General features: G+C 73.0%; 17 protein-coding genes. 3 read left to right on the top strand and 14 right to left on the bottom strand.

What is annotated here, in order from left to right; translation table 11 throughout:
• The gene (locus HD593_RS45450) at window positions 1-423 is read right to left on the bottom strand and encodes a hypothetical protein (protein WP_185109117.1); all 423 of its coding nucleotides are present in this window, start codon (window positions 421-423) and stop codon (window positions 1-3) included.
• A gap of 93 nt (window positions 424-516) precedes the next feature.
• On the opposite strand from HD593_RS45450, the gene HD593_RS45455 reads away from it, so the two are divergent.
• The 3 genes from HD593_RS45455 to HD593_RS45465 are packed head-to-tail and all read left to right on the top strand — an operon-like array spanning window position 517 to window position 2844.
• On the top strand, window positions 517-1197 hold the full coding sequence (locus HD593_RS45455) for a response regulator transcription factor (protein WP_185109118.1): 681 nt from the start codon (window positions 517-519) through the stop codon (window positions 1195-1197).
• The gene (locus HD593_RS45460) at window positions 1194-2432 is read left to right on the top strand and encodes a sensor histidine kinase (RefSeq protein WP_185109119.1); all 1239 of its coding nucleotides are present in this window, start codon (window positions 1194-1196) and stop codon (window positions 2430-2432) included. Before HD593_RS45455 ends, HD593_RS45460 begins: the two co-directional genes overlap by 4 nt.
• A 46-nt stretch (window positions 2433-2478) precedes the next feature.
• Complete coding sequence (locus HD593_RS45465) at window positions 2479-2844, top strand: PepSY domain-containing protein (RefSeq protein WP_185109120.1); 366 nt, start codon at window positions 2479-2481, stop codon at window positions 2842-2844.
• Window positions 2845-2893: 49 nt separating this feature from the next.
• Here HD593_RS45465 and HD593_RS45470 read toward each other — a convergent pair whose 3' ends face one another.
• The 13 genes from HD593_RS45470 to HD593_RS45530 form a co-directional block, all read right to left on the bottom strand.
• Window positions 2894-3910 carry a hypothetical protein gene (locus HD593_RS45470; protein WP_185109121.1) on the bottom strand — a complete coding sequence of 339 codons (1017 nt, stop codon included), beginning with the start codon at window positions 3908-3910 and terminating at the stop codon, window positions 2894-2896.
• Window positions 3907-6369: an Hsp70 family protein gene (locus HD593_RS45475; protein WP_185109122.1), complete on the bottom strand. Its 2463-nt coding sequence runs from the start codon at window positions 6367-6369 to the stop codon at window positions 3907-3909. The genes HD593_RS45470 and HD593_RS45475 overlap by 4 nt, the downstream gene beginning before the upstream one ends.
• The gene (locus HD593_RS45480) at window positions 6362-6859 is read right to left on the bottom strand and encodes a hypothetical protein (RefSeq protein WP_185109123.1); all 498 of its coding nucleotides are present in this window, start codon (window positions 6857-6859) and stop codon (window positions 6362-6364) included. Before HD593_RS45480 ends, HD593_RS45475 begins: the two co-directional genes overlap by 8 nt.
• Complete coding sequence (locus HD593_RS45485) at window positions 6856-7884, bottom strand: serine/threonine-protein kinase (protein WP_185109124.1); 1029 nt, start codon at window positions 7882-7884, stop codon at window positions 6856-6858. Before HD593_RS45485 ends, HD593_RS45480 begins: the two co-directional genes overlap by 4 nt.
• Window positions 7862-8554, bottom strand: coding sequence for a PP2C family protein-serine/threonine phosphatase (locus HD593_RS45490; RefSeq protein ID WP_185109125.1), 693 nt, complete (start codon window positions 8552-8554; stop codon window positions 7862-7864). Before HD593_RS45490 ends, HD593_RS45485 begins: the two co-directional genes overlap by 23 nt.
• A complete protein-coding gene (locus HD593_RS45495) occupies window positions 8551-9261 on the bottom strand; it encodes an FHA domain-containing protein (RefSeq protein WP_185109126.1) in 711 nt (236 codons plus the stop codon). Before HD593_RS45495 ends, HD593_RS45490 begins: the two co-directional genes overlap by 4 nt.
• 61 nt (window positions 9262-9322) lie before the next feature.
• Entirely contained in the window at window positions 9323-11491 is a 2169-nt protein-coding gene (locus tag HD593_RS45500) for a septum formation family protein (RefSeq protein WP_185109127.1), read from the bottom strand.
• 115 nt (window positions 11492-11606) lie between these two features.
• The gene (locus tag HD593_RS45505) at window positions 11607-12392 is read right to left on the bottom strand and encodes an endonuclease/exonuclease/phosphatase family protein (RefSeq protein ID WP_185109128.1); all 786 of its coding nucleotides are present in this window, start codon (window positions 12390-12392) and stop codon (window positions 11607-11609) included.
• A 33-nt stretch (window positions 12393-12425) separates the two neighbouring features.
• Window positions 12426-13103, bottom strand: coding sequence for an HNH endonuclease family protein (locus HD593_RS45510; protein ID WP_312904195.1), 678 nt, complete (start codon window positions 13101-13103; stop codon window positions 12426-12428).
• A 56-nt stretch (window positions 13104-13159) separates the two neighbouring features.
• Window positions 13160-16222, bottom strand: coding sequence for a 2Fe-2S iron-sulfur cluster-binding protein (locus tag HD593_RS45515; protein WP_185109129.1), 3063 nt, complete (start codon window positions 16220-16222; stop codon window positions 13160-13162).
• Complete coding sequence (locus tag HD593_RS45520) at window positions 16219-16461, bottom strand: sarcosine oxidase subunit delta (RefSeq protein WP_185109130.1); 243 nt, start codon at window positions 16459-16461, stop codon at window positions 16219-16221. Before HD593_RS45520 ends, HD593_RS45515 begins: the two co-directional genes overlap by 4 nt.
• The gene (locus HD593_RS45525; RefSeq protein ID WP_185109131.1) at window positions 16461-17663 is read right to left on the bottom strand and encodes a sarcosine oxidase subunit beta family protein; all 1203 of its coding nucleotides are present in this window, start codon (window positions 17661-17663) and stop codon (window positions 16461-16463) included. Before HD593_RS45525 ends, HD593_RS45520 begins: the two co-directional genes overlap by 1 nt.
• A complete protein-coding gene (locus tag HD593_RS45530) occupies window positions 17660-20110 on the bottom strand; it encodes a GcvT family protein (protein ID WP_185109132.1) in 2451 nt (816 codons plus the stop codon). The genes HD593_RS45525 and HD593_RS45530 overlap by 4 nt, the downstream gene beginning before the upstream one ends.
• Window positions 20111-20156: the final 46 nt, after the last annotated feature.

Below are 20156 nucleotides of genomic sequence, written 5' to 3' on the forward strand. Positions count from 1 at the left end.
CTAGCCGCCGGTACGGGAGACCGGCACGCCGCCGGCACAGGTGATCTTCAGTTCGAGCTCCTCGCCCTCGTCCGGCTCGAACTCGACCTTCGCCTCCCGCGCCGGCCCCGGCTCCACCTCGTCCACCGAGTAGTCCTGGGCGGGGCTCCAGGAGCGCAGCGTGACCAGGTCGCCGTCGCAGGAGGCGATCACCGTGCCGCCCGCGCTGCGGATCAGCCTGCCCTGCGAGGTCCCCGACGGCGCCGCGCTCGCGGTGACGGCGGCGCGGGTGGTGGCGGTGGCGAGGGCGGCGCGGACGTCGTCACGGCTGAGCACGTGGCTGTCGGTGCCGGTCAGGCCGTTGCCGAGCAGGCCGAGCACCGCCACCGCGGCGCCGGTGGCCGCGAGCGCGGTGACCACCCAGGCGACGACGAGCTTCTTCATGCCACTCAGATTTCCCCACGTACGGCTAAGGCCAGGTTAAGGCGACGCTAAGGCTGCCCTGGACAGCGGCGATGACCGTCTACGTTTCTGTATATGGCGGACATCCTGCTCATCGAGGACGACGTGGCGATCCGTACAGCGCTCAGCCGCGGGCTGCGGGACCTCGGCCACGCCGTCTCCTCCTCGCCCACGGCGCTGGAGGGGCTGCGGCTGGCCGTACAGGACCGGCCGGACCTGATCGTGCTGGATCTGGGGCTGCCCGATCTCGACGGGGTGGAGCTGCTGCGGATGTTGCGGGCGGTCAGCCGGGTGCCGGTCATCGTGGCGACGGCCCGCGACGGGGACGCCGAGATGGTGCCGGTGCTGGACGCGGGGGCCGACGACTACGTGGTCAAGCCGTACAGTGCGGCGCAGCTCGACGCGCGGGTGCGGGCCGTGCTGCGGCGGGCCGGCGGCGCGGCGCCCGAGGAGCCGCTGAAGGTGGGGGCGCTGCGGGTGGACCCGCGGGCGCGGACCGCGACGCTGGACGGGGCCGCGCTGGACCTGACGCCGCGGGAGTTCGACGTGCTGCACTACCTGGCGGCGCGGCCGGGCGAGGTCGTCACCAAGCGGGAGCTGCTGACCGAGGTGTGGCAGCTGCCCTACGGGGGTGCCGACAAGACCGTGGACGTGCACCTGTCGTGGTTGCGCAGGAAGCTGGGCGAGACGGCCGCCGAGCCCGTGTACCTGCACACGGTGCGCGGCGTCGGGGTGAAGCTGGTCGAGCCGTCGTGAGGCGGTGGCTGGCGCTGCTCGTCGCGGCCACGACGTCGCTGGTGCTGATCGCGCTGCTGGTGCCGATGGCGCTGCTGATCCGGGCGGTGGCCGAGAACGGGGCGATGAGCCGGGCCACGGCCGCCGCGGAGTCCGTGGCGGTCGCGGTGGGCACGCCCGACCTGGGGCTGGCGGTGGAGCAGGTGTCGCGGCCCGTGACGGTGTTCCTGCCGGACGGGCGGACGGTCGGGGACCGGGCCGCCCGGTCCGACGCCGTACGCCTGGCCGCCACCGGGCGCAGCGTCACCGCCGAGGCCGACGGGGGCAGGGAGGTGCTGGTCTCGGCGCAGTCGCCCGGAGGGACGGCCGTGATCAGGGTGTTCGTGCCGGACGCCGAGCTCATGCGGGGTGTCAGGGAGGCGTGGCTGGCGCTGGCCTTGCTAGGGATCGGGCTGGTGGCACTGGGCATCGTGCTGGCGGACCGGCTGGCGCTGGCGGTGACGCGGCCGGTGGACGGGCTGGCGCGGGTCTCGCACCGGCTGGCCGGAGGCGACCTGACGGCCAGGGCCGAGCCCGGCGGGCCGCCCGAGGTGCGTTCTGTGGCGCTGGCGCTCAACCACCTGGCCGGGCGGATCGACGAGCTGCTGGCGGCAGAGCGGGAGTCCGTGGCCGACCTCTCTCACCGCCTGCGCACGCCGCTGACGGGCCTGCGGCTGGACGCCGAGTCGCTGCGCGACCCTGAGGAGGCGGCGCGCGTGCAGGCCAGGGTGGACGCGCTGGAGCGGGCCGTGAGCGCGGTGATCACGGAGGCGCGGCGGCGCTCGGCCGGGCGCGGCTCGTGCGACGCGGCGGCGGTGGTGCGCGAGCGCGTGCGGTTCTGGTCGGTGCTGGCCGAGGACCAGGGGCGGGAGGTGTCGATCTCCGTGCCCGACGGGCCGCTGCCGGTAGCGGTGGGGGTCGAGGAACTGGCGGCGTGCGTGGACGCGCTGCTCGGCAACGTCTTCGCGCACACCCCCGAAGGGGCCTCCATGTCCGTACGGCTCCAGCCTCGCCCCCAGGGCGCCCTGCTGGTCGTGGAGGACGCCGGGCCCGGGTTCGACGCCGCGGCGCTGGAGCGGGGGGCCAGCGGGGGCGGCTCGACGGGGCTGGGGCTCGACATCGCGCGGCGTACCGCCGAGTCGTCGGGTGGCGGGCTGGCCGTCTCCAGGTCGGCGGAGGGCGGGGCCCGGGTGGACGTCACCTTCTCGTCGCCTTAACCGGCCTTTAGCGCCCGGTTACCGGAGATCGCGATTACCTGGACCCATGCGAATCACGAAGAAGCTCCTCGTTGCCGGAATCGTCTCCCTCGCCGCCACCGGCGGCGCCGTCTACGCCACCGCCGCCTACGCCGCGGAGTCCGCCGGGACCGCCGCTCCGGCCGTCGCCCCCAAGGTCACGGCCGAGCAGGCCATCGGCATCGCCCTGAAGGAGGTGCCGGGCTCCTGGGTCAGCGAGCTGGACTTCGACAGCCGGGGCCAGCAGGCCGACGTCTGGGAGCTGGAGCTGACCAAGGGCACCGAGCGGCACGAGGTGGACGTGGACGCCGCCTCGGGCAAGGTCACCAAGCAGCAGGCCGACCAGGACGACGACGACCGGGACGACGACGGTGACGACGGCGACGACGACTGATCCTGCGACGTGGTGATGGTGCCGGCCCGCGGTCAGCGGGCCGGCCTTCTCAGGTCCTGGGGGCGATCAGGAGGGTCACCGTGCGGTTGCGGCGGGGGTCGCGGAACGGGTTGTCCGACTGGTCGGCGCTGACCAGGGTGAAGGCGGTGATCGGCAGCCTGCCGCCCTCCGCCAGGTAGCGGGCCGCCACGAGGGCACGGCCCAGCGCGACCACGGAGCCGCCTCGTGTCCGCCCTCCGGGGACGGGCACCGCGTGGCCCACCACGGTGGTGTCCACCTGCATGCCCGCGATCCGGCGGCCGAGCGCGCGCAGCAGGGGCGGGCCCGCGGCGCCGATGTCCGCACTGGCCGGGAAGAGCCCCGTCTTGAAACGCACCCGTACGTCCTGGGACCGGCGCTGCACGATCAGCCCCGGCATGGCCAGCCTCCGTGCGATCACGACCAGCTCCCGCTTGCGATCGGCTGCCTGCCTGGCCTTGCGCTCCGACTCCGCCGCCTTCCTGGCCTCCACGGCCGCGACGTGCTCGCGCAGCGCGTCGGCCTCGGCCGAGGAGCCGGGCCGTGAGGCGGCGGGGCCGGCCGGCTGCGCCGTTCCGGCGGCCACCTGTCCCTGTGCGGCCGGGTCCGGGCTCAGGACGACGATCCCTGCGGCCAGCGCGACCACGGCTACCGCCGCCGCGGCCACCCCGAGCCAGCCGGTGTGGAGCAGGGGCTTCGAGCGGCGACGGCCGAGGCGAATCTCCTCGATCGTGCGCCGCCCCGCCTCCGCTCCCTGGTCGTCGGGCGACACCTCCTGCACGGCCGCCCAGCACCGGTCCGCCTCCTCCAGCTCCCCGCGCTGGGCGTGCACCCTGGCCCGCAGGTCGAGCGCGGCCACCACGGCAGCCGCATCCGCGTCGAGCGCGCTGGAGGTGCCCGGTGTGCCGGAAGTGTCAGGCGTGGCCCGGACGGCGAGGTCGGGCAGCTCCAGCTCGTCCAGGAGGCGTACGGCCCCGTCCAGGTCGCCCGCCCGCGCGGCCGACCGCGCCCCGTTCACGACGAGCCGCACCCGCAGCGGATCGCTCATCGCCTGACCAGCCCGATGATCTTGTCCTGCTCGTTCTTGGGCAGCATCCGGATCAACCGCTGGTTGACCCCCTCGAGCGCGCGCTGGTCACCATCGGCGATGGCCTGCATGCCCTCCCGGATGAGCGCGCCTGCCTGCCCCGCCGGCTCCAGCGCGTCCCGCAGCGCCTGGAACAGCTTGACAGGCCAGTCGGGGCCGCGCCGCTCCAGCTCCATCAGCAGCAGGTAGGCCCGGTCGATCTGAGCCCGCACCGCCGCCGAGTCCTGCGCCTGGATGGCCTCGCGCGAGCGCTGCCGCAGCCCGGCCAGCTCCTGCCGGTCCGCCGTGTCGCCCACCGCGTTCACCAGCCGCTCCGTCTCGGCCAGCAGCCCTTCCAGCTCCTCCACCAGGGCGGGCAGTTTCACGGCGTCCTCGACGTCGTCCAGCTCTGCCCCGAGCTCGCGCAGCCGCTCCTCGGCCGTGGCCGCCGCGCCCCCGTCCACCCTGGCGGCCTGCACCTGCTCGCGGGCGGTGGTGACCGTACCCTCGGACTCGATCTTGGCCAGGCGGCGGGAGGCGTCGGACGAGCCCTGGGCCGACGCCCGCAGGGAGTCCAGCCGCTGCTCGGTCTCGGCCAGCAGCGTCTGCAGCTTCTCCGGGTCCGGCGTGAGCACGTCGCTCAGGTTGATCTCGGCCTCGAACTGCGTCTGCACCAGCGGCACGTCCGCCACCACCGTGACCAGGCTGGACTCGTCCACCTCGAAGGTGACCTCGACCTCGGTGCCCGCGGGCAGGTCGATGGTCACGTCGACGGGCCTGATCTCCAGCATGCCGACCTCCCGGTTGCGGTCGCCGCGGCTCCGCTCGCCCTGCAGGACGGGGATGCGGATCGCGGCCTCGGCGTCGGAGCGGCGCAGGGCGGCTGCGGTGTGGAACACCTCGCGTACGGAGGTCGGCAGCGTAACCCCCTTGCGCAGCATCGGGGCGAACGCCCGGTCGGCGAGCTGGATCCCGAGCGAGTGCGCCAGCCGCACCCCGCCGAACTCGACCTCGCCGTGCTTGATCGACAGGGTGGAGGGCGTCAGCGGCCTGGGCGCGCCCTGGTCGTCGATCAGCTCGACGGTGAACCGCGAGGTCTGCCCCCTGTCGAGGTCCACCTCGGTGGCGAAGGAGCCGGAGGCGTTCAACGGGATCCGGCCGGTGGTGAACGGCGGCCGGCCGGCCGGGTTGCTCAGGATCACCGAGTAGCCGGTCCATTCGGTGGCCGGGCCGCTGACCCGCCCCGCGACGGTGGGCGTGGTCGTCGTGACGATGGGCTCGTAGGCCAGCTCGACCCCGAACTCCCCCTCCGCCCTCCTGACCGGCTGCGGCCGGCGCAGGGTGCCGGCGAAGATGGCGGCCCCGCGCGCGACGACGGTGGTGGGGTCGAGGCTGAGGTCCAGCTCGATGCCCAGGCCGTGGCGCGGGTCGGACAGCCGCTCCCTGAGCCCGGGCGACAGCGTGACGCCGCCGACCAGCAGCAGCCGGTCGATGTCGGCGGGGCCCAGCGAGGCCTCCTGAAGTGCGCGCCGGCACAGGTTGATCGCGCGGGCGTAGAACGGCTCGGCGGTCGAGTCGAGCTCGCCGCGGGTCAGCAGGTACTCGAAGGTCTCGGTGCCGCCGTCCTCTCCCAGGAGATCCACGGTGACGTCGGCGCGCTCGGACCGGGAGAGCTGGATCTTCGCCTCCTCGGCGGCGGCCTTCAGCTTGGCGAAGTTGAACCGCCAGCGCGGGTTGTCCCTGCGGAAGTCGCTCAGCCCCAGCTCGCGGCTGACGGCGGGCACGAGAACGCGCTCGACCAGCGCCCAGTCGATCAGCTTGCCGCCCAGGTACGGATCGCCCGCGTGGTTGAGCACCCGCAGGTCTCCGTCGTGCTTGCTGACCACGGCCGCGTCGAAGGTGCCGCCGCCGAAGTCGAACACCATCCAGTACGCCCGATCCTCGGCGTCGTTGAACCCGTACGCGAACGCCGCCGCCGTCGGCTCCTGCACGAGCGGGCATGCAGTGGTGAACCCGGCGAGCACGGCGGCGTCGGTGGTGGCCTTGTTCTGGTTCAGCGTGAACGCGGCCGGCACGGTGATCACGGCGGCGTCCGGCGGCGTGCCGGTGTGGTGTGCGGCGTCCGCCCGCAGCGACTTGAGCACCTCGGCCGACAGTTGCTGCGGCGACAGCTCCACCCCGGCCCTGGCGAAGCTCGTGCGCGCGTCGGCCAGCCCCATCTCCAGCTTGAACTCCGACGCGGCGTTCTCCGGGTCGGTCTCGACCCGCTCCTTGGCCCGCCGGCCGACGTGCACGAGGTCCGGCTTCGGCAGCCACACAGCGGACGGCGTGACGTCCCAGCCGTCGTTGTTCTTGATCACTGAGACGCCGTCGTGCTCGGCCACCGCGATCGCGCTGTTCGTCGTGCCGAGGTCGATGCCGAAATCGATGGTGTCACGCATGCTCGTTCCTCACGTGGTCTCGGGGCGGGCAGCCGACGATCACCTGGCCCATCTGGATGTGCCGGTCCCGCAGGTAGATCGACGGTCGTACGGTCTCCAGGACCGTCTCCGCGGTCAGGGACGGGTCGTCCTGGAACAGCAGGACCTCGATGGAGCGGCCGGAGTGGAACTCCTCGCCGTCGTGGTCCTGCACGACCAGCCCGGCCTCGGCCAGGGCGTCGCGGGTGGTGCGCAGGTAGCGGCCCGCCTGCCGGCTGGTGGCGTCCTTGCCCTGCTTGGCGAGCTTGCGCTCGGCCCGCCACAGGTTCGTGGCGGCGGTCGCGAGCGCCTTGTCGTCCGGAGCATCCGGGGCGTCCGGGATGTCCCGTGACGGGGCGAGGGCGGCGAGCAGGGCCGCGAGCTGCTCCTGGACGGGCTCGGCCCAGTCGGGCGGCGGGACGCGGAAGGCGGGATGGTGGCGGAGCTGGCGGAACCACGGGAGGAGGCTCACATGACCACCCCCCGGCGCCAGAGCCGCACCCTGGGCTGATGGTGTTCGCGCAGTGGCGGCCAAAGGTCGATGGCTTCCTCCATGAGCTCGGTGGCGCGCGGCAGCTCGCCGGGTACACGGTGCAGGCGCAGCGCCTCGGCGGCCAGCCGCCGGGCCCGCTCCTCGGATGGCCTGGAGCCGGACTCGCGCCGCCCGCGCAGCGCCCCGGCCAGCACCCCGGCGGTGGCGGGGCGGTTGCGCGGGTCGAGTTCGAGCGTGGCCATCACGATCTCGTCCAGGCGCGGATCGACGTCGTCGTTGTACCTGCTGGGCGGCAGCAGCGGCCGGTTGAAGCGGGAGAAGGAGTAGGAGGAGAACCGGACGCCGTCCTCGTACGGGAAGTGGTTGGTGAGCAGCAGGTACGCGATCGTGCCCACCGACCACACGTCGCTGGCGCACGAGTATCCCTGGTTGCCCAGCACCTCGGGTGCCATGAACACCAGCGTGCCCCGCGCGCTGGCCATGAGCGTGAACGGGTCGGCCCGCTTGGCCAGGCCGAAGTCGCTGACCCGCACCCGCATGACGCTGCCGTCGTAACCGACCAGGACGTTGGCCAGCGTGACGTCGCGGTGCACGATCGGCGGATCCTGCTCGTGGGCCACCGCCAGACCGCCCGCGATCTGCTCCATCACGTCCACCGCGACGTCCGTCGGAACGCCGCGCGGGTAGGCCGTGGTGAGCCGCTCCAGGCTGCCGCCCGGGACGTACTCCATGGTGAAGAAGCCGCGCAGGCCCTCGGGCGTCTGCACGGTCCCGGCGTCGAACAACCGCACGATGTTGGCGTGGCCGAGCGTGGACAGCAGCCGGGCCTCACCCAGCATGTCGTCCGTCTCCTCCAGCGACGCGACCCGCTTGAACAGCTTCATCGCCTGCAGCCCCAGGTACGCGTGCCGCACCCGGTGCACCTCCGCGAACGCGCCCTCGCCGAGCAGCCGGTCGATCACGAGCGTGTCGGTGACCTTGTCACCGCTGTTGAGCAGCGCCATCGCCCCGCCCCCTCACGCCGTACTGCACCGCGATGACCGTGATGTCGTCGGTGACCCCGCTCGCGGCGGCCGAGCCGATCAGCAGCTCGCACGCCCCCTCGATCTCGCCGGCGCCGTTCAGGACGGTGCGCAGCTCCTCCTCGCCGACGCCCCTGGTGAGCCCGTCGGTGCACAGCAGCAGCCGGTCGCCGCCGCTCAGCTCGTGCACCGACACGCCCGGCAGCACCTCCCCCGGCATGCCGACGAACCTGGTCAGCCGCCCCTCGCGCACGTGGTCCTGGGTGAGCAGGGCGAGCCCGCCCGCGCGGGCGAGGTAGATGCGGCTGTCGCCCAGGTGCACCGCCAGCGCGTGTCCCGCGCGCACCAGCAGCAGGGCCGTGGCGGCACCGGTGGTGCCAGGCCCGTTCCTGGCCGTGTCCCTGATCTGCTCGTTGAGCTGGGCCGTCGCCACGGTGACCGCGCGGTCCACGCCGGGGGCGGCGAGGGCGGCCACGCGCTCGCGCACCCTGCGGGGGAACTGCTCGACCACCGTCCGCGCGGTGACGGCGGCGTCGGCCAGGCCGCCGATGCCGTCGGCCACGACGAACGTGCCGTTGCCCGGGTCGGCCGCCAGCCGGTCCTGGTTCTCGCCGCGCAGGCCCGTCCGGGTGCCCGCCGCGTACGTGATCATGTGGCGGGCCCGCTGACGTTGAGCCGGTACCCGATGCCCGTGACCGTCTCCAGGATGCTCGGGCGCGACGGGTCCACCTCGATGCAGCGGCGCACCGCGCGTACCACGCCCGCCAGGTCGGACCTGGTGTACGAGCGGTGCGGCGCCCACTCCTCCCGCGGCCCCCACAACGCCGTGATCAGCGCCTGGTGGTCGCAGGCCACGGACGCCCCGCCCGTGCTGCGCCCGGCCATGTAGCGCAGGAGCTGGTGGCCCTGCGGGCGCAGCCCCGTGATGGGCGTCTCCACGCCGTTCTCGACCCGGTAGGCGCGCGCGGCCACCCAGTCGTAGCGCAGCGCGGGGCCGGTGTGGCGGACCGGGGTCGGCGGGCCGAACGGCGCGGGCTGCGTAGTGTGCGGGTCGAGGAAGGTCAGCTCCCAGTACAGCGGCTCGCCGCCGGCGGTCATGTCGCCGAGGATCAGCAGCGTGTCGCCGTGCTGGAGGCGCTTGCGCCCCTGCAGCCGCTCGGTGACGTCACCGTGGCGCAGCAGGGTGCCGTTCACGCTGGCGTTGTCGGTCACCGACCACATGCCGTCGGCGAAGTCGAGCGTGCAGTGCAGCCGCCCCACCCAGCGCTGCGGGTCGGGGCCCAGCTCCACGTCCGGGGCGTGCTCCGGTGAGGCCCGCCCGACCGTGATCGGCCCGCCGCCCAGCTCGATGCCGGTCATGACTCCGTCCGGTGAGCTGATGCGCAGGGTCACCGCCCGTACCACTTCCCGTTCCTCCCGCTCAACTCAGCCGGCCCGTGAGCTCCTGGCCGTCGGCACGGCTGACCAGGCACACGGCGTAGATCTGCCCGTTCTTCTTCTCCCACCGGTCCTTGCGGGGCCAGATGGTGTCGATCCGGTAGAGGGCGACGGGCGCGATGCCGGACGTCGCCTCGGCGCACTCGTCCTCGGCCTTGAAGAACACCCTCGCGTCGCCCGGCCACCGGTCCTCCGGGTCGTACAGCTTCACGTAGGCCCCGTTTTCCGCCCAGTGGGGCTCCTCGCAGCGCACGATGTCCACGCTCTGCGGCGAAGCCCCCCACGTCCGCCTGGACCGCACGCAACTGCCCACCGGCGGGTTGTCCGCGATGCGCTCCCCGAACAGATCCATCCACACCACCACCCCGTGCGGTAGGGGAGGCGGATCCTCCACGTGGCTGTCCGCGTAGGGCTCGTCGCCGATGCGGCTCACCACGCAGGGCGCGTAGTTCTCGTACCGGCCCCCGCCCTTGTTCCAGCGCTTCTCGCCGGGCAGCAGGTAGCCGATCTTGTACTGGTTCGGCGGGAGCCGTTCCTGGCGCAGTTGCAGCCTCCTGCACTCCAGCTCGGCCGTGGCGCGGACCTGGTCGCCGCCCGGGTACGGCGAGACCGCCTCGCCCAGCGGCACGTAGCCCAGCACCTCGCCCCAGTGCGGCTCGTCGCAGGGCACGGTCGGGATCCCGGTCTCGCCCGACTCCCAGCCCGCCTGGCTCGACACGCAGGAGCCTGCGGGGACATTGTCCGCCACCGCGTCCGCGAACACCGTGCTCCGCCCGCTCTCGCTCGCCGCCGATGAAGACCAGCCGGAGAACGTGCCGGAGCACTGGCCCAGCAGGAGACCGGCCCCGGCGAGGACGGCCACCCAGAAGGCCACCCTGAGCCCGCGCCCGCGACGCGGCGCCGGCACGTACGGGACGCTCGAGGTGTACCGGGGGCCCGGTCCGGGCGAGACGCGGGTGAGGCCCAGGTCGAGGCGCAGCCGGGCGACCCGCTCGATGCCCGGCACGTCGCCGAGCTGCTCCTCGATGTAGTCCAGGTAGGCGCGGGCCACCTCGGGCCTACCCGTCCTCACCAGGGCGGTCGCCTCATCCTTGATCGTCTGGAAGGTCTCGGTGACCTGGCTCAGCACGTTGCGGTTCTGCTCGATGGTCTCCACCGTGCCCGGGTCGGTGGTCAGGTCGCGGGCGGTGTCGAGCCACCTGCGGCCTCGCTGGCCCGCCGCGGGGCCCTCGCTGTCGAGCAGCGCCATGGCGCAGTTGTTGAGGAGGATGGCGACGTCCTCGCGCAGGGCGCGGGTGCGGCGGTGCCGGGCGTGGGGCACCAGCGCGTTCAGCCGGTTCAGGCCGGGCAGCACCTTGCCGTACACCCGCCCGGCCGCGCGTTCCGGCTCGCCGTCGTCGAGCAACCCGCCCGCGGCGTTCAGCGTCGTGCGCAGCGTCTCGTACATCGGCGCGGCGAGCTCCTCGAGCCGGTCGTCGACGACCAGCTCGGGGGCCGGCCAGCGGCGGGCCAGGTCGGCCCGGCGGCCCTGCTGGTCGCCGGGCCGGCCCGCCAGCTCGATCAGCGGCCTGACCAGCGCAGAAGGCAGCTCCCTGCGGAGCACGTCCACGGCTGACTCGTCGAGCTGCCGGTCGTCCAGCGCCGCCAGCCGGTGCCTGACGTGCTCCCAGAACGCGGCCCGGCGCAGGATCGCCTTCCACTGCGCGGCCGCCTCGGTCCAGAGCTTCTCCAGCTCCAGACGGCCGGAGGACGGCCCACCGACCTCCAGGTCGAGCGCGGCGCTGTGGGCGCGTACGGCCGCGTCGTGGTCCTTGTGCAGGCTCCGTACGCAGGGGCACGTGGCGTCGGGGGTGTCCCAGAGCCAGAACAGCTCGTCGACCAGCCGCCTGCGGGGGTCGTCGAGCAGGCGGTCGAAGGCCGCGCGCACCTCGTCGGCCTCCACGGGCAGGTCGTGACCGAGATCGACGTCGGCTCCCACCTGGAGCGCCGTGTTGACCTTCTGCCTGCGCTCGCGGATGGCGCGCCGGTCCGCGTACGTCGACAGCCCCGTGATCCGGAACGCGTTGCGCCGGTAGAGCTCGGCCCCGGCCACCTCCTGCAAGGCCCGCCCCGTCGCGTCACCCGGCCCGCTCGCCTCGCCTGCGCCGAACATTTCCTCCCCATCACGACCGAGGTATCCGCCTGGTCCGAGCCTGGCCGAGGCCCGTTCCGATCTCCATGGCAGGTGGATGGAATCCAGATGGGCGTACGCGCGCCCCTCCGGACGCTCAGCGCACCATCCTCATGACGAGTGGCCGGTGGTCGGACAGCGTGGTGGGGAGCACGGACCCGCTGGTCGTCGTGATGCCGCGCGTGTAGACGTAGTCGATGCGGGCGTCACCGTGGGTGGGCTTGTTCGCGTACCGGGCACCGGTGTCGGCCCAGCCCGCGCTGACGAACCGCCTCGACAGCGCGTCCGTCGGCAGCGCGTTGAAGTCGCCGGTGAGGATCAGCCCCGTCCGGGTGCCGAAGTAGTCGAGCACCTTGGCGGCCTGGGCCTCGCGGCGGCTGACCGAGGTCGCCGACAGTCCGGGCGACAGGTGCGTGGTGAACACCCGGACCTGGGCGCCGCCGCCGAGGTCGAGCCTGACCCCGGCCATGGAGCGGTTGACGGGGCAGGTGGCGAAGTCGGTGAGTTTGATCGTCACCCGCTCGACGATCTTGTACGAGGACAGGATCGCGTTGCCCGCCTTGCCTGGCTGCGGATCGTCGCAGGGCCCCACGTCATCACCCGCTCCGAAGTGGGCGTTGTCCGTGATGTCCCAGCCGAGCTCGTCGGCGAGCAGGCGCACCTGATCGGCGTCCGGCCTGCGGTGGATCTCCTGCAACGTGACGACGTTGGCGCCGCTGTCGCGGATGACCTGGGCCATGGCCTCGATGTCGGCGTCCTCGCCGTGGATGTTCCAGCTGAGCACCACGACGTCGGCGGCTCGGGCTTGCGCCGGTGGCGGCGAGGCGACGGCGGTGAGGAGGACTAACGCTGCGATCGCTTGACTACGCCTGGTCACTCGCATGACCCGTGATCTTACGGGCACATCACGTGATAGTCAGCAGTTCTCCAGGATGCCTTCCATTGCCTGCTTCTCCGCCGACGTCACCCACACCCCGTACTTCGCCTTCACGTCGATCTGGCGGGCGATGTAGGTGCAGCGGTAGGACTTGCGGGGCGGCAGCCAGGTGGCGGCGTCGGAGTCGCTCTTCTGGCCGTTCAGCGGGCCGTCCACCGCCATGAGGTTCATCGGGTCGTTGGCGAACTCCTTCCGCTTGGTGGCCGACCACTGCTGCGCGCCCTTCTGCCAGGCGTCCGAGAGCGGGATGAGGTGGTCGATCTGCACGTCGGTGCTGGTGTCCTGGCCGCGCTTGAACCTGATGGTCTTGCCGCTGTACGGGTCGTGCAGGGTGCCGGTCAGCACGATGCAGTCGTGGGTGCCGGGCCTGAACGTCTCGTCCTCCAGGTCGCGCTTGAGGATGTCGTTGCGGGTGTCGCAGCCGTTGCGGTCCACGTCCGACCAGGCGGGGCCGAACTTGTCGCGGTCGAAGCCGGTCTTCGGGGCACGGCCCTTGACGGCGAGCTTCGCCAGCTTCTCCTTGGCGTCGGAGATCGACGCCGAATCCGGCTTGGCGGCCTCGCCGTCGCCGCGCGACGACTGTGCCACATCGAGCCCGCCGCAACCGGTCAGCATCGCCACCGTGGCCAGACCGGCCATGAACGCCCGCACCCGCACGCCCGCCCCCAGACTTCCGTTTTTTCGTAAAGTCTAGGTAATGCCCAAATATCGGCCTATATCGCGTCAAGCAGCCACTCGGCCAGGTATCGGGTGAAGGATGAGCGCACGTAGATGCGGTAGAGGCCGGGGGCGCGCCGCTCCAGGATGACCGCCGTCTTGCCGAGCAGGGTCTGGGCGTGACCGGGGAAGACGTCCGGGTGCAGGTCGATTGGGCAGCCGGTGATCAGGACGTCCTCGGCCGCCGGCCCCGACAGCTCCAGGATCGTCCGCTGGCCCGACACGTCCACCCAGCCCGGCGGCACCGTCCCGACATTTCCGGACACCAGCCACCAGGACGGCCCCAGCCGCAACCCCACGCCCGGATCCGCGCCCCGCACCTCCCACATGGGCTCGAACGGCACCTCGCGCAGCCGCACCCCGGCACCGCCCGCCGCCTCGAACCGCGCCGCGAACGCGGCGGCCGGGCTCTCGGCGCGCACCTCCCGGTCCCACGGAACCCGCGCCCCGGCCAGCGGCTCGCCGTCACGGCGGGCGTTGCCCGGGTCGTAGAAGACCGGCTCCACGACGGTCACCGGGTGCGCCGCCTCCCCCGACACGGCGGTGAGCCGGGCGCCGGGCGCCACCTCCCTGGCCAGGGCCAGGCAGAACGTGCGGCCGAGCGCGGCACTGCGGTAGCTGGACGTCACGTGACCGAGCATCGGAGTGCCTCCGGCGGTGGCGACGAGCTGGGCACCCTCCTCCACCAGGGCCGCCGGGTCGTCGGGCAGCAGGCCGACCAGGCGCTTGCGGTCGCTCCTGGCGGTGTCGGGCCTGGCGTGCGAGCGCTTGCCCACGTAGTCGGGCTTGCGCCGGGAGACGATCCACGACATGCCCAGGTCCTGCGGCGTGACGGTCCCGTCGGTCTCCTGCCCGACGATCGCGAACCCCTTCTCGGCCCGCAGCACGTGCATGGTCTCGGTCCCGTACGGCACCGCCCCGAGTTCCAGCACCGCCTCCCACAGCGCCCGCCCGTAGGCCCACGGCACGTTCACCTCGTACGCCAGCTCCCCCGAGAAGCTGATCCTGAACACCCTGCCAGGCACGCCCAGCACGTCAGTGGCCGCGTACCGCATGAACGCCAGGTCGAGCGCCCCCGGCGCGACGGCCGCGATCACCTGCCTGGCGCGAGGCCCGGCCACCACCACGGTCGCCCAGTGGTCGGTGACCGACGTGAACGACACGTCCAGGCCGGGCCACTCCGTCTGGTGCCACTCCTCCAGCCAGTCGAGCACCATGGCGGCGTTGCCCGTGGTGGTGGTCATGAGGAAGTGGTCCTCGGCGAGCCTGGCCGTGGTGCCGTCGTCGAGCACCATCCCGTCGGCGCCGCACATCAGGCCGTACCGGCAGGCGCCGACGGCGAGCGTGGAGTACAGGTTCGTGTAGATCCGGTCGAGGAACGCGGCCGCGTCGGCGCCCCGGATGTCGATCTTGCCGAGGGTGGAGGCGTCCATGGCGGCCACGCCGGTGCGGGCCGCGCGGCACTCGCGCAGCACCGCGTCCTCCATCGACTCGCCCGCCTGGGGGAAGTACCAGGGACGTTTCCACTGGCCGACGTCCTCGAACACCGCGCCCCTCGCCACGTGGGCGTCGTGCATGGCGGTGGTCCTGACGGGGTCGGACAGCTCGCCGCGGTCCCGTCCGGCGAGGGTGGCGAACGACACCGGCACGTACGGAGGCCGGAACGTGGTCGTGCCCACCTGGCCGGGTGCGGCGCCGAGGAGGGCGGACATGAGGCCGACGACCACCGCGCCCGAGGTCTTGCCCTGGTCGGCGCCGGTGCCCGCGGTGGTGTAGCGCTTGACGTGCTCGACCGAGCGCATCCCGGTTCCCGTGGCCCTGGCCAGGTCGGCCACGGTCACGTCCCGGTGCAGGTCCGCGAACGCGAGGTCGCCCTCGACCACCCACAGGGCGGCCGGCGGGCGCGCGGGCCGCTCGTCGCACTCGGGCACCCGCAGACCGTGCGCGTCGTGCCCGGCGGCCTCCGCCCCCGCCGCGTAGCCGTCGGCGATGGCCTCGCGGGTGCCGTACAGGCCCCTGCACGCGCCGGCCGAGCGCTCCGCCTGGGCGGAGGTGCCGGGGACGAACGCCTGGAGGTGCTCGTCGAAGCGGACCCGTCCCTGCGACTGGCTGAACAGGTGCACGGCCGGGTTCCAGCCGCCCGCGACGGCCAGCAGGTCGGCCTCGACGTGCCGCGGGCCCACCTGGACGCCGTTCAGCACGCCGTCCGCGTCGCCCGTCGTTCCGGTCACGACGTCGCCCGCCACGCGGGGGTCCACGACGGCGGCGATCTCCACCCCGGCCGCGGCCAGGTCGCGGGCCGCCTCGTACCCGGAGTCCGCGCACGCGAACACCACGGCCCGCCGCCACGGCGCGACCCCGTACCGGTTGGCGTAGGCGCGGGCGGCGGAGGCGAGCATCACGCCGGGACGGTCGTTGCCGGGGAAGGCGATCGAGCGCTCGTGCGCCCCCGTCGCCAGCACCACCTCGCGCGCCCTGATGTGCCACAGCCGCTCGCCCCGCGCCCGTCGCTCCACGGCCACCACGTAGTTGTGGTCGTAGTAGCCGACGGCGGTCGTCCGGGTGAGCACGCGTCCCGGCAGGTCGAGCCCGGCCACCCAGTCCATCGCGGGCGCGCCGTCGAGGAGCAGGCGGGAGCTGAGCAGGTCGCCGCCCAGCCGGGCCTGCTCGTCCACGAGGATCACCCGCGCGCCCGCCCTCCCCGCCGCCGTCGCGGCGGCCAGCCCGGCGGGCCCGCCGCCGACCACGAGCACGTCGCAGTGCAGGTACCCCTTGTCGCAGCGGCGATCGTCCACGGCGTCGAGGTCCACCCGGCCCTTGCCGCTCAGGCTCCACGCCTCCAGCCCGTCGTACAGCTCGACCACGGTGGCCGCCAGCATCGGGTCCGCGCCCACCCTGACCAGCGCGTTCGGCTCCTCGGGGCCGGCGGTGAAGACGCCGCGCGGCCGGCCGAGCGCGACGCTGCGGCCCACCACCCTGACCCCGTTGCGCAGCAGCGCGGCGGCCAGCGTGTCACCCGGCTCGCCCCGCAGAGCGCGCCCGTCGAACGTGAACCTCATCGAGAGTCCCTCATCTCGTGGGTGACCGTGTGCCGCTCGACGGTGAACCAGGTCCGGCAGCCGTGCACGTGGAACCAGCGCTCGTGGAACCAGCCCTTGGGGTTGTCGCGCATGAAGACGTAGGCGGCCCACTCCTCGTCGGAGGTCTCGCCGGTGGGGTACGAGATCCCGGCCTGGCCGCCGTAGTGGAACTCGTTCGCGTCGCGGGGGCCGCAGTGCGGGCAGTCGAGGAGGATCATCAGTGCGCCACCGCCGCCGCGCCGTGCTCGTCGATGAGCGCGCCCGTGGTGAACCTCTCCAGCGCGAACGGCTCCGCCAGCGGATGCGGGCGCTCGTGGGCGATCGTGTGGGCGTACACCCAGCCGGAGCCCGGCGTGGCCTTGAAGCCGCCGGTGCCCCAGCCGGCGTTGACGTAGAGGCCGTCCACGGGCGTGCGGCCGATGACGGGCGAGGCGTCGGGCGAGACGTCCACGATGCCGGCCCACGTCCGCAGCACCCGCACCCGGCTGAAGACCGGGAACAGCTCCAGCGCCGCCGCCATCTGCGCCTCGATCACCTGGACGTCGCCCCGCTGGCCGTAGGAGTTGTACGCGTCGATGCCCGCCCCCATGACCAGCTCCCCCTTGTGCGCCTGGCTGACGTACACGTGGACGGCGTTCGACATGACGACGCAGTCGAGCACCGGCTCCAGCAGCTCCGACACCAGCGCCTGGAGCGGGTGCGACTGCAGCGGCAGCCGGATCCCGGCCTGCGCGGCGAGCACCGAGGTGTGCCCGGCCGCGGCGAGCGCGACCTTCCCGGCGGCGATCCTGCCTCGCGAGGTCCGTACGGCGACGACCCGGTTGCCGGCGATCTCGAACCCGGTGACCTCGCACCCCTGGATCAGGTCCACCCCGTACGCGTCCGCCTTGCGCGCCAGCGCCCAGGCCACGTGGTCGTGCTTGGCGATGCCGCCGCGCCGCTGCAGCGTGGCCCCCATGACGGGATAGCGGGCCCTGCCCGAGACGTTGATGATCGGGCAGAACTTCTTGACCTCGTCCGGTTCGAGCCATTCGGCGTCCACGCCGTTGAGCCGGTTGGCGTTCACCCGGCGCCTGCCCTCGCGCACGTCGCCCAGGTTGTGCGCCAGGTTGAGCACCCCGCGCTGGCTGAACTGCAGGTCGTAGTCCAGCTCGGCGCTCAGCCCCTCCCAGAGCTTGAGCGAGTGCTCGTAGATCGCGGCGCTCTCGTCCCACAGGTAGTTGGAGCGGATGATCGTGGTGTTGCGGGCCATGTTGCCGCCGGCCAGCCAGCCGCGTTCGAGGACGGCCACGTTCGTGATGCCGTGGTTCTTCGCCAGGTAGTAGGCGGTGGCCAGGCCGTGCCCGCCGCCGCCCACGATGACGACGTCGTAGGCGGGCCTGGGGTCGGGGTTGCGCCAGAGGAAGTCGGGGTGGGTCAACGCCTGATCTTCTCCATCCCGGGGTCGTACAGCGGCTCGGCGGCGACCACCGCGGGCACGCGGCGGCCGAAGTAGGAAATGTCAACATGCGTCCCGGGCTCCGCCAGCTCGGCCGGCAGCCAGGCGTACGCGATGGGGCGCTGGATGGTGTGGCCGTAGGCGGCGCTGGTGACGTACCCGACCGTGCGGCCGCCGTGCCTGACCGGCTCCCTGCCCATGACGACCTGGGTGCAGAGCAGCGGCACCAGCCTGCGACTGACGTCCTTGGTCAGCGCGTCGCGGCCGATGAAGTCCTTGTCGTCCCTGACCGCGAAGCCCAGCCCCGCCTCGTACGGGTTGTGCTCGGTCGTCATGTCCACGCCCCACAGCCGGTAGCCCTTCTCCAGCCGCAGGCTGTTGAACGCGGCCCGGCCCCCGGCGATGGCCAGCCCCGGCGCCCACAGCGTGTCCCAGAGCTTGAGCCCCTGGTCGGCGGTGGTGTAGAGCTCCCAGCCCAGCTCGCCGACGTACGAGACCCGCATCGCCAGCACCGGCACCTGCCCGACATATCCGGACTTGCAGCCGAAGTAGCGGAAGTTCTCGTGCGACAGGTCCAGGTCCGTCAGTCCCTGCACCAGCTCCCTCGCCTGCGGCCCCCACACGCCGACGCAGCACGTCCCTGGCGTCAGGTCGCGCACCCGCACCCCGCCGGGGGCGTGCCTGGTCAGCCAGTCGAGGTCGAGGTTGCCGTTCGCGCCGATCTGGAACGTCTCCTCGTCCAGCCGCGCCACCGTGAGGTCCGACCGGATGCCGCCGCCGGCGTCCAGCAGCAGCGTGTAGGTGACCGAGCCGGGCTTCTTGTCCACGTTGTTCGTGGTCATCCGCTGCAGGAACGCCGCCGACCCCGGCCCGCCGACCTCGATCCGCTTCAGCGGCGTCATGTCGAACAGCGCCACCCGCTCCCTGGCCGCGTACGACTCGGCGGCCGCGATCGGCGACCAGTAGCGGCTCGCCCACTCGTCCCGCTGCGCCAGCCCGAGCAGCGGCTCCGTGGCCGCGCCGCGTGCCTCCTCCGGGACGTCGGCGAAGGCGTCCCTGCGCCGCCGTACCAGTTCCTCCAGCAGCGGCGTGTTCGCCTCGAACCAGTGCGGCCGCTCCCACCCCGCCGCCTCCAGGAAGTACGCCCCCAGCTCGCGTTGCCGCAGGTAGAACGGGCTGGTCCGCAGCGGCCGCGGCGACTCCATCGGCTGCAGCGGGTGGATGATGTCGTAGACCTCGACGAAGTTCTGCTTGCCCCGCTCCTCGACGAAGGCGGGCGAGAGCTGCGTCCGCTCGAACCGGTTCAGCTCGCACTCGTGCAGGTCGACGGCCGAGCGGCCGTTCACCAGCACCTCGGCCAGCGCCCGCGCCACTCCGGCCGAGTGCGTCACCCACACGGCCTCGGCCAGCCAGAACCCGTCGAGATGCGGGGCCTCGCCGATCAGCGGGAAGCCGTCGGGGGTGAAGGAGAAGATGCCGTTGATGCCGTCCTCGTACTTGGACTCGGCCAGCGCCGGCATCAGCTCCACCGCGTCGCGCCAGGCGGGGTCGAAGTCCTCCTCGGTGAACGCCTGCACCGACGGCATCGTGGTGGACCGCGGGCCGATCTCGTCCTGGGCGACCGGCATGGGGCGGTGGGCGTAGGAGCCGATGCCGATGCGGTCGCCGTGCTGCCGGAAGTACAGGTCGCGGTCCTGGTGGCGGAGGATCGGTCCGGGCTCCAGCCGGCCCAGCGGCCCCGACTTGGCGTACTGGTGGGCCAGGGGCAGCAGCGGCACGGCCAGCCCGGCCAGCTTCCCGATCGACGGCCCCCAGAACCCGGCGGCGCACACCACCACGTCCGCGGGGATCGTCCGGTACTCCCCCGACGTCACGACGGACACCCCCGTGACGCGCCCGCCCCGCTGCTCGATCCCGACCACGGTGTGCCCGCCCAGGAAGCGGGCCCCGCGCTCGACGGCCCTGGCCGCCTGCGCCTCGCCGCAGGCCACCGCCGCCGCCAGCCCGTCGCCCGGCACGTGGAACCCGCCGAGCACCCGGTCCGTGGCGAGCATCGGCCACAGCTCGGCGCACTCGCCGGCGTCGAGCAGCCGCGCCTCGACGCCCCACGACTCGGCCCAGCCGAGCTTGCGGTGCAGGTCGGCCCAGCGTTCCGGGGTGGTGGCCACCTCCAGCCCGCCCACCTGGCTGAAGCAGCCGCCGCCCAGCGCCGCGTACTTGGCCACGGTGTAGGCGGCGAACTCGGTCATGGTTTTGGACGGGTTCGTCTGGAAGACGAGGCCGGGGGCGTGGGAGCTGGACCCTCCGGCGGCGAAGAGCGGGCCCTGGTCCACGACCGTGACGTCCGTCCACCCCCGCTCGGTGAGCTCGTCGGCGAGGGCACAGCCCACGATCCCCGCTCCCACGATCACCAAACGAGGTCGGCTCATGGTGCCTCCGGTTGTTCCTTATTACGCAACACGCACCGGACTACGC

It is taken from the genome of Nonomuraea rubra (assembly GCF_014207985.1).
Taxonomy (GTDB): domain Bacteria; phylum Actinomycetota; class Actinomycetes; order Streptosporangiales; family Streptosporangiaceae; genus Nonomuraea; species Nonomuraea rubra.

Excerpts from the sequence above, each read along its gene's own strand:
- HD593_RS45515 (WP_185109129.1), bottom strand. The coding sequence starts at position 16,222 with ATGAGGTTCACGTTCGACGGGCGCGCTCTGCGGGGCGAGCCGGGTGAC.
- HD593_RS45465 (WP_185109120.1), top strand. The coding sequence starts at position 2,479 with ATGCGAATCACGAAGAAGCTCCTCGTTGCCGGAATCGTCTCCCTCGCC.
- HD593_RS45475 (WP_185109122.1), bottom strand. The coding sequence starts at position 6,369 with ATGCGTGACACCATCGATTTCGGCATCGACCTCGGCACGACGAACAGC.
- HD593_RS45470 (WP_185109121.1), bottom strand. The coding sequence starts at position 3,910 with ATGAGCGATCCGCTGCGGGTGCGGCTCGTCGTGAACGGGGCGCGGTCG.
- HD593_RS45500 (WP_185109127.1), bottom strand. The coding sequence starts at position 11,491 with ATGTTCGGCGCAGGCGAGGCGAGCGGGCCGGGTGACGCGACGGGGCGG.
- HD593_RS45495 (WP_185109126.1), bottom strand. The coding sequence starts at position 9,261 with ATGACCGGCATCGAGCTGGGCGGCGGGCCGATCACGGTCGGGCGGGCC.
- HD593_RS45520 (WP_185109130.1), bottom strand. The coding sequence starts at position 16,461 with ATGATCCTCCTCGACTGCCCGCACTGCGGCCCCCGCGACGCGAACGAG.
- HD593_RS45505 (WP_185109128.1), bottom strand. The coding sequence starts at position 12,392 with ATGCGAGTGACCAGGCGTAGTCAAGCGATCGCAGCGTTAGTCCTCCTC.
- HD593_RS45530 (WP_185109132.1), bottom strand. The coding sequence starts at position 20,110 with ATGAGCCGACCTCGTTTGGTGATCGTGGGAGCGGGGATCGTGGGCTGT.
- HD593_RS45450 (WP_185109117.1), bottom strand. The coding sequence starts at position 423 with ATGAAGAAGCTCGTCGTCGCCTGGGTGGTCACCGCGCTCGCGGCCACC.
- HD593_RS45490 (WP_185109125.1), bottom strand. The coding sequence starts at position 8,554 with ATGATCACGTACGCGGCGGGCACCCGGACGGGCCTGCGCGGCGAGAAC.
- HD593_RS45485 (WP_185109124.1), bottom strand. The coding sequence starts at position 7,884 with ATGGCGCTGCTCAACAGCGGTGACAAGGTCACCGACACGCTCGTGATC.
- HD593_RS45455 (WP_185109118.1), top strand. The coding sequence starts at position 517 with ATGGCGGACATCCTGCTCATCGAGGACGACGTGGCGATCCGTACAGCG.